Below are 12,804 nucleotides of genomic sequence, written 5' to 3' on the forward strand. Positions count from 1 at the left end.
AATGAGTACCGCCCAGGCCTTTACCAGCACTACCACCGCCACCGCCTTCGAGATCGATGATCACGTGGCCGCCTTCGTGCCGCATGGCCGCTTCACCCTGGCCGGTGCTGCCAGCGGACCACTGGCCGGATTGCGCTTTGCCGCCAAGGACCTGTTCGACGTGGCCGGCCACCCGACCGGGGCGGGCAACCCCGACTGGCTGCGCAGCCACCCCATCCCCACGCGCAGCAATGCGCTGGTCGGGCAATTGCTGCAGGCCGGTGCCACGCTGGTGGGCAAGACCCTGACCGACGAGCTGGCCTACAGCATCCACGGCGACAATCACCACTACGGCACCCCGGTCAACAGCGCCGCGCCCGATCGCGTGCCGGGCGGCTCCTCCAGCGGATCGGCGGCGGCGGTGGCCGCGCGCCTGTGCGACTTCGCGCTGGGCACCGACACCGGTGGCTCGACCCGCGTGCCGGCCAGCTATTGCGGCGTGTGGGGGCTGCGTACCAGTTTCGGCCTGCTCTCCACGGCCAGCATGGCACCGCTGTGTCCCAGCTTCGATACGGCGACCTGGCTGGCCCACGATCCCGACACCTTCGAGCGCGTGGGGCAGGTGCTGCTACCCAAGACCGGTTCATTGCAAGTGCGCAAGGTCCTGCTGCCCTTCGATCTGCTGGAACTGGCCGAGCCCGAGTTCCAGCCGGTGGTGCAACGGGTCTACGATGCGCTGCGCTCGGAACTGCCGGGAGAACACATGCGCATGTCGGGTGAGGAAGGCGAACTGGAGAAATGGCGCATGGCCTACATCAAGGCCTCCGCCTTCGATGCCTGGCAATGCCATGGCGCGTGGATCAGCTCGGCGCGTCCGGTATTCGGGTCGGCGGTGCAGGCGCGCTGGGACATGGCGCAGCACATCAGCGCCGACACCGCCCGCGCAGCGCGCGAAAAACAGGACCTGGTGCGGCATCGCGTGCGCTCCCTGCTGGGGGCGGACGGGGTGGCCGTGATGCCGTCGGCCTCCAGCGTAGCGCCCTTGCGCGATGCCTCGGCCGCCGCCATCGATGAGGTGCGTGCGCGCACCTTCGGCCTGACCTGCGTGGCCGGACTGGCGGGCCTGCCGCAGGTGAGCATGCCCTTCACCACTCCCGCCGGGCTGCCGATCGGCGTATCATTGCTCGGCCCGGCCGGCAGCGACCTGGCCCTGATCGCGCTGGCGACCCGCCTGTGGCGCAATCTCCAGGCTGCGCACTGAGACCGGGCAAGATCCACCATTCGACGAGACGATGAGCGACCTTTCTCCCCGCAAGACTTCCAGGCCGTCTTCCCGCACTGGCAAGCCCCAGGAACACGCCCCCAAGCCAGGTCCGGCACGCCAGAGCCGTGCCGGCCGGCCGCGCGTGCGGCACGACGATCTGGCCGACACCTCGCAGCTGGCGCTGGAGGGCGAAGCGGGCGAAGACATCATCGTGCGCATCTACCAGACCGTGTTCGACAGCGTGATGAGCCAGCGCCTCACCCCCGGCACCAAGTTGCCGGAGGCGGCGCTGTGCGAACTGTTCGGGGTGGGCCGCACGGTGGTACAGAAGGCCTTGCAGAAGCTGGCGCATGAACACATCGTCGAGTTGCGACCCAATCGCGGCGCCGTGGTGGCAATGCCCACTCCGGAAGAGACGCGCGAAATCTTCGAGGCCAGGCGCGCCCTGGAAGGCGCCATCATGCGGCTGGCCGTCAGCAATGCGACCCGCGCCGATCTGGCCAAGTTGCGCCGCCAGCTCAAGGAAGAACATCAGGTCATGCACAGCTATGCGCAGACGCACTGGGCACGTCTGGCCTCGTCCTTCCACATGCGGGTGGCCGAGGTGGCGCGCAATCCGACCTTGCAGCGTTATCTGGGCGAGCTGGTATCACGCTGCTCACTGATCGTGGCCCTGCACGAGCCGGCCGGATATGCTGCCTGCGAGCATGACGAGCATACCCATATCGTCGACCTGATCGAACGCGGTGATGCCGAAGGAGCGGTGGCGGCGATGGAAGCGCATCTGCTCTCGCTGGAGGAGCACATCCATCTGGTGAGCGAGAAGAGCGGCAACAGTCTGGCGCGCATGCTGGGAATGGAATAGGCGCTTCATCAGCCCGGCGGCGCAGGTAAAAGAATGGCGGCCAGGACCGCTCCCTGCCGCCATTTTCACGTAGTGCGCTCAAGCTCAGAGCGTGACCGTTTCCTTCAGCGACTCGCGCGCCTGGGCGGCGATTTCGAAGGAATGCAGACGCGCCGCATGGTCGTAGATCTGCGCGGTGATGATGAGCTCGTCGGGCGCATGTTCATCGATGAAGGCTTGCAGGCCTTCTTCCACGGTCTCGCGGTCACCGACCACGGCGCAGGAAAGCGAGCGCTCGACATGGGCCTGTTCTCCTGGCTGCCACAACGCATCGATATCCTCCACCGGCGGGCGCAACTGGCCGGGAGTGCCACGGATGAGATTGAGGAACTGCTGCTGCAGCGAGGTGAAGAGGCGCTCGGCTTCGCGCTGGGTATCGGCGGCGAAGACATTGAGCGCCAGCATCACGTAAGGTTTCTTCAGGGTCGCCGACGGCTTGAAGCGCTCGCGGTAGATCTGCACCGCCGACTTCATGAAGCCCGGCGCGAAGTGCGAGGCGAAGGCGAACGGCAAACCCAGTTCGGCCGCCAGCTGCGCGCTGAACATGCTGGAACCCAGCAGCCAGATTGGCACTTTCAGACCGCTGCCCGGAACGGCGCGCAGCGCCTGGTAGTCCGAGGGTTCATCGAAATATTCCTGCAGTTCCAGCACGTCCTGCGGGAAGTTCTCTGCGGTATCACCGCCCATGTGACGGCGCAGGGCACGCGCGGTGCGCTGGTCGGAACCGGGCGCACGGCCCAGGCCCAGATCGATGCGTCCGGGATAGAGCGACTCGAGCGTACCGAACTGTTCGGCAATGACCAGCGGCGAATGATTGGGCAGCATGATGCCGCCGGAACCGACGCGGATGGTCCTGGTGTTGGCCGCCACGTGCGAGATCACCAGCGCCGTGGCGGCACTGGCGATGCCGGGCATGTTGTGATGCTCGGCCAGCCAGTAACGCCGGTAGCCCAGGGCTTCGGCGCGCTGCGCCAGTTCCTTGCTGTTGTTGAAGGCCTGGGCGGCGGTACTGCCCTGGTTGATCGGCGACAGATCGAGGACGGAAAACGGAATCATGCGGCAATCCTTGTCGAGTCGGCACAGCCCTTGCAGGCCGTGCCGGTGGCCGGGTAGCTTCCCCGGAAATGGCATACCGTGGTGCGTGGACTCAGTCCAGCTTCACCACCAGCTTGCCGAAGTTCTTGCCTTGCAGCAGGCCCATGAAGGCTTCGGGGGCCTTCTCCAGGCCCTGCACCACGTCTTCGCGGTAACGCAGCTTGCCTTCTTTGAGCCAGGTGCCGACTTCCTGCTGGAAAGCGGCATACAGGTCGGGGCGGTTGACGTAGTAATCGAAGATGATGAAGCCCTGCACACGAATGCGCTGGGTCAGCAGGCGGCGCAGGATGGCGCTGCTCTCGGTGGCCAGGCTGCCACCGTTGTAGTGGGCGATCAGCCCGCACACAGGCACGCGGGCGTGGATGTTGAGCAAGGGGATGACGGCATCAAGCACGGCGCCACCGACGTTCTCGAAATATACATCGATGCCACGCCCGCAGGCCGCCTTGAGTTGCTCGGCGAAGTCGGGCGCACGATGGTCGATGCAGGCATCGAAGCCCAGTTCCTTGACCGCCGATTCACACTTCTGCGCGCCACCGGCGATGCCGACCACATGGCAGCCACGCTGCTTGGCGATTTGTCCGACCAGCGAACCGACCGCGCCGGTGGCTGCGGCCACCACCACGGTTTCACCGGGGCGCGGCTGGCCGATGTCGATCAGGCCGGCGTAGGCGGTATAGCCGGGCATGCCCAGCACACCCAGCGCGTGCGAAGGATGGTCGAAGTCGGCCGGCAGCTTGTTGGCGCCGCTGCCGTCGGAGATGGCGTACTCCTGCCAGCCGGTGTAGGCCATGACGAGATCGCCTTCCTGAAAATCTGGATGACGCGAACTGACCACGCGCGAGACCACGCCAGCGGTCATGACGCCATCGATTTCCACCGGAGGAGCATAGGAAGGGGCATCGCTCATGCGACCGCGCATGTAGGGGTCCAGCGAGAGCCATAGTCCACGCAGCAGCATCTGGCCGTCCTGCAATGGCGGGATGGCCACTTCTTCGAGACGGAAATTCTCGGCCGTGGGGGTCGTAGTCGGGCGCGAGGCGAGGACGATGCGGCGATTGGTCTTGGGTAGTTGGGTCATGGAAATCCTTTCCGTATTCGGTTCATGTTCGCTTCATGGAGCGGGCGCGCGACAGGTCGCGGGGCTGCGCTACCGTGGTGCCACCAGCACGCGTCGCGTGACCAGCATGGCCGCTTCCATCGGCGCGCGGTCACGCCCGAGCCTGGACAGCAGACTGGCGCCCAGCCATTGCTGGTAAAGCATGGTGGCCGTGGCCTGCGGTTCCAGCACGGTATGCAGCGATCCTTCGGCGATGCCTTCCTCGATGCAGGCGGCGATGCGCCCGATGAAGCGCTGCGTGCCCTCGTGCAGGGCCTGTCGCATGTCGTCGGACAGGTCGGCGACTTCTGCGGAGAGCTTGACCACCAGGCAGCGCTGTTCGGCCTCCTGGCAGCATTGACTTTCCAGCCAATACCCCCAGTACGTCAGCAGACGCTGGCGGGCATCTTCGCCTTGACCCTGGCCGTGGTCGGACAGGGCATGGTCCAGCCGTTCCAGGTAGGCGGACACATAATGCTGGATCAGTTCGCGACCATATTGTTCCTTCGATCCGAAGTAATGATAGAAGGAACCCTTGGGAATCTGCGCCGCCGCCAGGATCTCCGCCAGACCGACGCCGGTATAGCCCTTCTGCGCGATGAGCGCATGGCCGGCTTGCAGGATGTGACGCTTGTTGTGATCGTAGTGTTCTCGCATGCGCTGCATTCTAACGGAAAATTAGACCGGTCGTCTAAGGCCGGTCTTTTTCGCAGATCAGCTTGATGCAGGCTGCTTGTGCGCGGACGGAAACAGCGGCAGGACCAGCATCGCCACGATGGCCGCGCCGATCCACACGGCGGCCCATCCGTGCCAGTGCAGCAGCACCGGAACCGCCTGCGCGGTCAGGAAGAACACACCGAAGACACAGCTGTTGCCCAGCCCCAGCGCCGTGCCGACCTGGGACGCACCGGCGGCTACGGCCAGTTCGGTGTAGGCCACGCCATGCCAGGCGGAGACCACCACGCCGGCCGCTACCAGCACGCCGCCCAGCCAGGGTAGCGCAGCGGACATGCCGCTGAGCGAGGACAGGCCGAGCAGCAGGAACAGCACCGCACTGCCCAATGCACAAGCCCGCAGATAAGGGCGGCGCTGGCCGCGCCGGTCGGTCCAGCGGCCACTGGCGATGCGCGCCACCGCCGCCCCCAGTTGCACCAGCGTGAGCAACACGCTCATGAGCAGCAGGCTGGCCTGCCCCACTTCATGCAGGAAGATGCCGCCGAAGCTGATCAGCGCCACCTGCGGCGCGCACAGCAAACCGGTGCCCAGCGCCAGCCGCCATACCAGCGCACTGCGCAAGGCCGATGCGGCAGGCTCCGGGGCTGCCTGCGAACGGGCCACCATGTCCGGTTCGCGCAGCCAGCACAGCACCAGCCCGCCACTGGCCAGGCACAGTGCCATCAGCAATCCGAATACCGCGCCAAAGCCCGCGCGGTCGGCCAGCGAGGGCAGCAGCAAGGCACCGATACCGCCCCCCAGCGGCACGGCGGTCTGGCGGATACTCATGGCCAGGCCGCGTTCGCCTTCGCCGAACCAGGCCATGATGGCACGTCCGCTGGCGCCGTTGACACTGCCACCCAGCAGACCCGCCAGCATGAGACCGCCATACAGCCACAGGATCGCCGACGCGCCCTGCGTCGGACGGGCCATCGCCATGAGCAGCAGGAGCGCGGCACTGGTGCCCAGCAGGCCCGCCAGCAGGACCTTGCGATCACCCAGGCGGTCGGTCAGTACTCCCCAGGGCAGTTCGCCCAGCGCCACGCCCAGGCTCAACAGGCCCAGCGCCAGTCCCAGTTGCGCATTGCCGAGTTGATAGTCATTGCGCAGCACCAGCGAGGTGACCGGGATGCCGGAAAACACCGCCGAAAAACTGGCGTTGGCGGCAACGCCCGCGGCCAGCACTTTCCAGCGATGTACGGAAGGAACGCCGGTGACTGTTGCGGGAGGGGTGGAGAGGATGGACAAGGCGGGCTCCGGTGGGGATCAGGCCTTGCAGTGTGCCGTGCAGGGGTATGGCTTAAATGTCATAATTCCGGCATTACCAGCCATTTGACGTTTTCTGCACCATGCCCGCGCGCGACATTGCCTTCCTCATTTTTGCCGATTGCAGCATGCTCGATTTCACCGGCCCGCTGTCGGCCTTCGATGCCGCCAACCGGGTCAGCGGGCGCGCGCTCTATCGGATCACGCTGCATTCCGAGCCGGGCGGCATGATCCGCAGTTCGGCGGGGGCGCTGATCCAGACCGAACGCATCGGTCGCGCCAGCTTCGATACCGTGGTGGTAGCAGGAGGCGGGGCACCGCGCGAAGGACTGGTGTCCGAAGGGCTGCGTCGCTACATCGTGCGCGCAGCCGGTCGCTCGCGCCGCATCGCCGGCGTGTGCACGGGCGCGTTCGTGCTGGCGGCAGCGGGCCTGCTCGATGGCAGGCGCGCCACCACGCACTGGCGCATGGCGGCCAAGCTGCAGCAGATGTATCCGCAGGTGAAGGTGGACAGCGAGCGCATCTATTCCTGTGATGGCAAGGTGTGGACCTCGGCGGGGATTTCCGCCGGGATCGATCTGGCCCTGGCGCTGATCGAGGAAGATCACGGTGCCGAACTGGCCAAGGCGGTGGCGCGCGAGCTGGTGGTGTATCACCGGCGTCCGGGCGGACAGTCGCAGTTCTCGGCCCTGCAGGAGATGGATGGTGGCTCGGAACGCATACGCCGCGCCCTCAGTTTTGCGCGCGCGCACCTGCATCAGGAAGTGAGCATCGACACGCTGGCCGAAGTGGCCTGTCTCAGCCGCCGTCAGTTCGATCGCAGCTTCGCGGCCGAGACCGGCCAGACCCCGGCACGTGCCATCGAACAGATGCGTGCAGAAGCGGCGCGGCTACGCATCGAGCAATCGCAGGACAGCCTGGAGAGCATCGCCCGCGCCACCGGCTTTGGCGATGCCGAGCGCATGCGGCGCGCCTGCCTGCGGCTGTTCGGACAACCGCCACAGGCCATGCGGCGCCTGGCGCGTCTGGACGATGCGCAATAGGCGGCGTCGGTTCAGCCTGCGGTCAGGCGTACGCGCGTGATCTCGGAAGGTGCCAGCAGTCGCTTGGGCGGCCCCCAGTAGCCGGTGCCCCGGCTGACATAGATCCACAGTCCCTGCAGGCGCTTGAGACCGGCCACATAAGGTTGCTGCAGCGGCACGAAGAAATTCCACGGGAAGAACTGGCCGCCATGCGTGTGCCCCGAAAGTTGCAGGTCGAAGCCGGCCTCGACGGCGACGGTGGCGCTGCGGGGCTGGTGCGCCAACAGCACGCGCGGATGGTCGGCGGGCGCGTTGGCAATGGCGGCATGCGGATCGCTGCGATGGGCTTCATCGAAATGATGAGCGGTGTAATCGGTCACACCGGCCAGCACCAGGCCCGCGCCGTCATGGCGCAGGACCACGTGTTCATTCATGAGCACCGTCACGCCCAGGCGGCGCACCTCGTCTATCCATTCGTGGGCGTTGGAGTAGTACTCGTGATTGCCGGTGACGAAGTAGGCACCATGCCGCGCGCGCAGTTGTGCCAGCGGTGCGGTGTGCGGCGCCAGCTGGTGCACGCTGCCATCGACCAGGTCGCCGGTGATGGCCACCACGTCCGGCTGCAGGGCATTGACCCGGTCGACGATGGCTTGCAGGTATGCTGCCTTGATGGTGGGGCCGACGTGAATATCGCTGATCTGGACGATGGTGAAGCCCTCCAGCGCCGACGGCAGGTTGGCAATCGGCACGCTGACCTCGACCACGGCGGCGGTGCGGCGGGCATTGAGATAGCCGATGACGGTGGCCGCTGCGGTAAGGGCCAGCACCAGCCAGGCGCTGAGCTCAATCATTTCGTGTTGCTGGATGGGCGACAGGTGCAACCAGGGCAGCGCCGCCAGCCCCAGCGCGCGCAACAGGGTCAGGAGCAAGGCCGAGGAAAACGCGCCCATGGCCAGCATGCCGGCCCAGGCCAGACGATCGGCTGCGGTTTCCGACAAACCGCGTCGCTTGAGGTAAGGCACGGCCAGCGCCACCGGCATCAGCAGGAAGGACAGCAACAGCACGACAGCGCCCAGCGTGATCCAGCCCGCCCGGGGAGTCAGTGCCGGCAGCAGTTGCCAGCCGATCCAGGCGTGCAGGGCGGCCAGCAGGCCGAGGACGGTGAACAGCGAGACGAGGCTACGGCGCATGGAAAACCTTTGAAAGAGGAGACATCGCCCGGGATTGCGAAGGCCGGCCTTGCTTGCCGGAAATCTGAGATATGAAGGCTGCAGGGATGCTTTTCAAGCAATTCCTGCGAAAAACCTCGTAAATCCTGCCCAAAATGCCGCATCGGCAGACAGCAGAAACCGCCAGATGAAGAAAAAGTCGGCCACGGGCATGCAGGAAGACGCTCAGAGGAGGATAATATTGCTTCTATCCCCCCGTTTTTAATTCGCGCGACCTTGGCGGCACCTGCCGCATCGATGGCAAGAGCATCGACACCAGGCCGCGCCTGCATCATTGGAAGAGTTATTTTGAGTTCAAGCAAAACCAAACGCTGGCATGGCAATGTCGAGGCGATCAAACCCGAATTCCTCAACGGCGTGATCACCCAGATGAGCTCCTACGGCGACCGCGTCCATTTCAGCATGTTCGGTTCGGTGCAAAAGCCGCACTATGAAGTCATCAACAGCTTCGACAAGAAGATGGCCTTCGATGGCAATCACCACCTGCACCGTGCCGAAGAAACCGAATTCGGTCCCGGCAATGTGACGCCCATCTTCACCCTTGACCAGATCAAGCGCATCGTCGCCACCGGCGGCAGCGGCACTCGCAGCACCCCGCGCTCGGCGCGTGCCGCCTCGGCACGCAGCGCCGGCGGCACAGCCCGCCCGACCACTGCCGCGGCCCGCGCGCGCGAAGCGGTCGACGGCGAGAAGTACGCCTACTTCAAGGCCAATCGTCATATGCTGCCCGATGAAATCAACCAGCATTCCGATGAGATCAGCAAGCTCATGCTCAATGGCATGTCGGCCGAGCAGGCTTTCGGCGAAGTGATTTCCAAGTACTTCGACTGAGCCCGGGATGACGACACAGTCCGTCTGAACTGCCCAAATGCAAATGGCCGGAGCTGCGTCTCCGGCCATTTTCGTTGCGGCGCCCTGCTCTGCCGGTCAACAGATCAGTAGATTTCCGGCACGATCATGGAATCGGGCACCGGGTGGCGCTCGTAGTCCTCATGGCGTTCGCGCTCGGGCAACTGCACGGGCGGATGCGGTACTTCCGCATAGGGCATCTGCTGCAGCAGGTGGCTGATGCAATTCAGGCGCGCCTTCTTCTTGTCCACCGCCTGCACGATCCACCACGGCGCTTCCGGAATGTGGGTGCGCTCCAGCATCACTTCCTTGGCCTTGGTGTATTCCTCCCAGCGACGACGCGACTCCAGGTCCATGGGGCTCAGCTTCCACTGCTTGAGCGGATCATGAATGCGCGAGAGGAAACGCAGATGCTGTTCTTCATCGGTGATGGAGAACCAGTACTTGATGACCTGGATGCCGGCACGGGTCAACATGCGTTCGAACTCGGGCACGGAGCGGAAGAATTCCTCGTACTGTTCGTCGGTACAGAAACCCATCACCCTTTCCACACCCGCGCGGTTGTACCAGCTGCGGTCGAACAGCACGATCTCGCCGGCCGCCGGCAGATGCGATACATAACGCTGGAAGTACCATTGCGTGCGTTCGCGGTCATTGGGTGCCGGCAGCGCAGCCACGCGGGCCACGCGCGGGTTCAGGCGCTGGGTGATGCGCTTGATCACGCCCCCCTTGCCGGCGGCGTCGCGTCCCTCGAAGACGATCACCACCTTGTGCCCGGTCTGTACCACCCAGTCCTGCAGCTTGACCAGCTCGCCCTGCAGGCGGAACAGTTCGCGGAAATACAGGCGACGGTATTCCTTTTCCTCGCTGCCATGGGCGCTGGAAAATTCACCGGTCACCGGATCGACGGTGCGGTCTTCCAGTTCCAGCTCCATTTCTTCGTCATAGCTGTCGGCCAGTTCGCGGTGGACGCGCTTGACCAGTTCTTCCTTATCCATCATGTCCTCGTGTGCAAGATAAAGTGGCGAACGCGGCACTTCCCTTCGCCTGAAAGTGCGTGACAACATACCTGCCCTTTGTGACCAAGACATGACAGGCGGATAACATCGCAACAGCAATACCGCCGGCCCTGCCCCTGAAGGTCCATCCTGCATCAACTGGCGGCCAAATGCCATGATGCCCTGCAGAACCTGCCGCACGAAAATACGCTATAGTCCCGAAAACGATTCCGGCATAAGAGCATGACACTTACAGAACTCAAATACATCGTGGCCGTCGCGCGGGAAAAGCATTTCGGCCATGCAGCAGAAGCTTGTTTCGTCGCCCAGCCCACGCTGTCGGTGGCCATCAAGAAACTGGAAGATGAGCTGGGCGTTGTCATCTTCGAACGCGGCGGCACCGAGGTCTCGGTCACTCCGCTGGGTGCGCAGATCGTCGCCCAGGCCGAGCGCGTGCTGGAGCAGACCGCCGCCATCAAGGAAATCGCCAACCAGAACAAGGATCCGCTATCGGGCCCCTTGCGCCTGGGCATCATCTACACGATCGGCCCCTACCTGCTGCCGTCGCTGGTCAAGACCATGATCGAGCGGGTGCCGCAGATGCCGCTGATCCTGCAGGAGAATTTCACCACGCGCCTGATCGAGCTGCTGCGCCAGGGAGAGCTCGATGCGGCCATCATGGCCCTGCCCTTCCCCGAGCATGGGCTCAACGTGACGCCGCTGTACGACGAGCAATTCATGGTGGCGCTGCCGCGCCAGCACAAGTGGGCCGAGCGCAAGGAAATCGATGCGCGTGAACTCAAGAGCGAGACCATGCTGCTGCTGGGCAACGGCCACTGCTTCCGCGATCAGGTGCTGGAAGTCTGCCCCGAGATGTCGCGCTTCTCTACAAATGGCGATGGCATCGCCCGCACCTTCGAGGGGTCGTCACTGGAGACCATCCGTCATATGGTGTCCTCGGGCATCGGGGTGACCGTGTTGCCGCGCGCCTCCATTGCCGATGCCGACGCGCGCGACGGCATGGTGCGTTATGTTCCCTTCGTCGCGCCGGCCCCTTCGCGCCGCGTGGTCATCGCCTGGCGCAAGAGTTTTACCCGGCAGGCGGCCATCGATGCGGTGCATCAGGCGGTGCTGGCTTGCAAGCTCAATGGGGTACAGATGCTCACCGAAGAGTCGGCCAGCGCGGCTTGATCCCTGCGTCAGCTTGCAAGGAAAAGGGGCCTCGCAATTGCGAGGCCCGTGTCATTTCTGCCAGTACGACGTGTTGGAACTCAGGTGATGCGATGCGTGCTCTTCACATCAAACCAATGCACATCCCCCGCTCCGAACGAAGCCCCGATCCGCTGACCGGTACTGACCGGCACATTGGCCGGGCAACGCAGCACCAGCGCCTGTCCGCCACAGCGCGCATGCACCAGCAATTCCGCACCCAGCGCTTCGACCAGCTCCACCTCCAGTGACAGCTGCGCGGCCGAGCCGTCGAGGATGGGCAGCAGGTGTTCCGGCCGCACGCCCAGGATACGCTCCTGGCCGGCCGCACCGGGCAGCGCCTGCGGCAGTCGCACGGTGGCGGCAGCCTCGCCCTTGCTGGCCTCGAAGCTGGCACCGTCAGCCGACAGCCTGCCCTCCAGCAGATTCATCGGCGGCGAACCGATGAAACTGGCCACGAAGGTCGTGGCCGGACGTGCATAGACTTCAGCGGGCGTACCGATCTGCTCGGCCACGCCGCGGTTCATCACGATCATGCGCTGGCCCAGGGTCATGGCCTCGACCTGATCGTGGGTGACATAGAGACTGGTGGTGCGCAGGCTGGCATGCAGCTTCTGGATTTCCAGACGCATCTGCACGCGCAGCTTGGCGTCCAGATTGGAGAGCGGTTCGTCGAAAAGGAAGACCGCAGGCTTGCGCACAATGGCGCGCCCCATGGCCACGCGCTGGCGCTGGCCGCCGGAGAGTTGGCGCGGGGTACGCTCCAGCAGCGCGCCGAGTTCGAGGATGGCGGCGGCGCGCTGCACGCGCTCGTCGATCTCGGCCTTGGACAGCCCCTGGATCTTCAGCCCGTAGGCCATGTTCTGGTACACCGTCATGTGCGGATACAAGGCATAGTTCTGGAACACCATGGCGATGTCACGCTCCTTGGGTTCCAGGTCATTGACCACGCGATCACCGATGACGATCTGTCCGCTGCTGATCTCTTCCAGCCCCGCGACCATGCGCAGGAGCGTGGACTTGCCGCAGCCCGAGGGACCGACCATGACGATGAATTCGCCATCGGCGATCTCGGCATCGATGCCATGGATGACGTCGACCGCCTTGGCGCCCGTGCCATAGGTCTTGCGAACTTGCTTGAGATGGATTGCTGCCATGGTTGTCAGTAGTTAAATG

General features: G+C 64.6%; 12 protein-coding genes. 5 read left to right on the top strand and 7 right to left on the bottom strand.

Annotation, left to right across the window (positions count from 1 at the left end):
- The first annotated feature begins 1 nt into the window (after position 1).
- Positions 2-1,240: an amidase gene (locus tag HWE01_RS01810; protein ID WP_241820951.1), complete on the top strand. Its 1,239-nt coding sequence runs from the start codon at positions 2-4 to the stop codon at positions 1,238-1,240.
- A 31-nt stretch (positions 1,241-1,271) separates the two neighbouring features.
- Complete coding sequence (locus HWE01_RS01815) at positions 1,272-2,108, top strand: GntR family transcriptional regulator (RefSeq protein ID WP_175344625.1); 837 nt, start codon at positions 1,272-1,274, stop codon at positions 2,106-2,108.
- Between the two features lie 84 nt (positions 2,109-2,192).
- Here the strand turns inward: HWE01_RS01815 and HWE01_RS01820 are convergent, their stop codons facing one another.
- The 4 genes from HWE01_RS01820 to HWE01_RS01835 all read right to left on the bottom strand — a co-directional run bounded on the left by HWE01_RS01820 (position 2,193) and on the right by HWE01_RS01835 (position 6,303).
- On the bottom strand, positions 2,193-3,203 hold the full coding sequence (locus HWE01_RS01820) for an LLM class flavin-dependent oxidoreductase (RefSeq protein ID WP_241820952.1): 1,011 nt from the start codon (positions 3,201-3,203) through the stop codon (positions 2,193-2,195).
- A 91-nt stretch (positions 3,204-3,294) separates the two neighbouring features.
- Positions 3,295-4,323 carry an NADPH-dependent curcumin/dihydrocurcumin reductase gene (curA, locus tag HWE01_RS01825; protein WP_241820953.1) on the bottom strand — a complete coding sequence of 343 codons (1,029 nt, stop codon included), beginning with the start codon at positions 4,321-4,323 and terminating at the stop codon, positions 3,295-3,297.
- A 69-nt stretch (positions 4,324-4,392) separates the two neighbouring features.
- A complete protein-coding gene (locus HWE01_RS01830; protein ID WP_008331792.1) occupies positions 4,393-4,998 on the bottom strand; it encodes a TetR/AcrR family transcriptional regulator in 606 nt (201 codons plus the stop codon).
- A gap of 57 nt (positions 4,999-5,055) precedes the next feature.
- On the bottom strand, positions 5,056-6,303 hold the full coding sequence (locus HWE01_RS01835; protein ID WP_241820954.1) for an MFS transporter: 1,248 nt from the start codon (positions 6,301-6,303) through the stop codon (positions 5,056-5,058).
- Between the two features lie 101 nt (positions 6,304-6,404).
- On the opposite strand from HWE01_RS01835, the gene HWE01_RS01840 reads away from it, so the two are divergent.
- Positions 6,405-7,364, top strand: a complete 960-nt coding sequence (locus HWE01_RS01840) for a GlxA family transcriptional regulator (RefSeq protein ID WP_008331796.1) — start codon at positions 6,405-6,407, stop codon at positions 7,362-7,364.
- A gap of 11 nt (positions 7,365-7,375) precedes the next feature.
- Here HWE01_RS01840 and HWE01_RS01845 read toward each other — a convergent pair whose 3' ends face one another.
- A complete protein-coding gene (locus HWE01_RS01845; protein WP_008331798.1) occupies positions 7,376-8,533 on the bottom strand; it encodes a metallophosphoesterase in 1,158 nt (385 codons plus the stop codon).
- A gap of 327 nt (positions 8,534-8,860) precedes the next feature.
- On the opposite strand from HWE01_RS01845, the gene HWE01_RS01850 reads away from it, so the two are divergent.
- Entirely contained in the window at positions 8,861-9,403 is a 543-nt protein-coding gene (locus HWE01_RS01850; protein WP_241820955.1) for a hypothetical protein, read from the top strand.
- 104 nt (positions 9,404-9,507) lie between these two features.
- On the opposite strand, the gene ppk2 is transcribed toward HWE01_RS01850, so the two are convergent.
- Positions 9,508-10,419 carry a polyphosphate kinase 2 gene (gene ppk2 / locus HWE01_RS01855; protein WP_034341306.1) on the bottom strand — a complete coding sequence of 304 codons (912 nt, stop codon included), beginning with the start codon at positions 10,417-10,419 and terminating at the stop codon, positions 9,508-9,510.
- A 243-nt stretch (positions 10,420-10,662) separates the two neighbouring features.
- Between ppk2 and HWE01_RS01860 the strand changes: the two genes are divergently transcribed.
- Complete coding sequence (locus HWE01_RS01860) at positions 10,663-11,610, top strand: LysR substrate-binding domain-containing protein (protein WP_241820956.1); 948 nt, start codon at positions 10,663-10,665, stop codon at positions 11,608-11,610.
- Positions 11,611-11,690: 80 nt separating this feature from the next.
- Here HWE01_RS01860 and HWE01_RS01865 read toward each other — a convergent pair whose 3' ends face one another.
- Complete coding sequence (locus tag HWE01_RS01865) at positions 11,691-12,785, bottom strand: sn-glycerol-3-phosphate import ATP-binding protein UgpC (protein ID WP_008331808.1); 1,095 nt, start codon at positions 12,783-12,785, stop codon at positions 11,691-11,693.
- Positions 12,786-12,804: the final 19 nt, after the last annotated feature.

Origin of the sequence: Herbaspirillum sp. C7C8, from assembly GCF_022627875.1 — a bacterium.
Taxonomy (GTDB): Bacteria; Pseudomonadota; Gammaproteobacteria; order Burkholderiales; family Burkholderiaceae_D; genus Herbaspirillum.

What these genes read in the sequence shown, in the direction of transcription:
- HWE01_RS01810 (WP_241820951.1), top strand. Translation starts at nt 2, where the DNA reads ATGAGTACCGCCCAGGCCTTTACCAGCACTACCACCGCCACCGCCTTC.
- HWE01_RS01815 (WP_175344625.1), top strand. Translation starts at nt 1,272, where the DNA reads ATGAGCGACCTTTCTCCCCGCAAGACTTCCAGGCCGTCTTCCCGCACT.
- HWE01_RS01820 (WP_241820952.1), bottom strand. Translation starts at nt 3,203, where the DNA reads ATGATTCCGTTTTCCGTCCTCGATCTGTCGCCGATCAACCAGGGCAGT.
- curA (WP_241820953.1), bottom strand. Translation starts at nt 4,323, where the DNA reads ATGACCCAACTACCCAAGACCAATCGCCGCATCGTCCTCGCCTCGCGC.
- HWE01_RS01830 (WP_008331792.1), bottom strand. Translation starts at nt 4,998, where the DNA reads ATGCGAGAACACTACGATCACAACAAGCGTCACATCCTGCAAGCCGGC.
- HWE01_RS01840 (WP_008331796.1), top strand. Translation starts at nt 6,405, where the DNA reads ATGCCCGCGCGCGACATTGCCTTCCTCATTTTTGCCGATTGCAGCATG.
- HWE01_RS01845 (WP_008331798.1), bottom strand. Translation starts at nt 8,533, where the DNA reads ATGCGCCGTAGCCTCGTCTCGCTGTTCACCGTCCTCGGCCTGCTGGCC.
- ppk2 (WP_034341306.1), bottom strand. Translation starts at nt 10,419, where the DNA reads ATGGATAAGGAAGAACTGGTCAAGCGCGTCCACCGCGAACTGGCCGAC.
- HWE01_RS01860 (WP_241820956.1), top strand. Translation starts at nt 10,663, where the DNA reads ATGACACTTACAGAACTCAAATACATCGTGGCCGTCGCGCGGGAAAAG.
- HWE01_RS01865 (WP_008331808.1), bottom strand. Translation starts at nt 12,785, where the DNA reads ATGGCAGCAATCCATCTCAAGCAAGTTCGCAAGACCTATGGCACGGGC.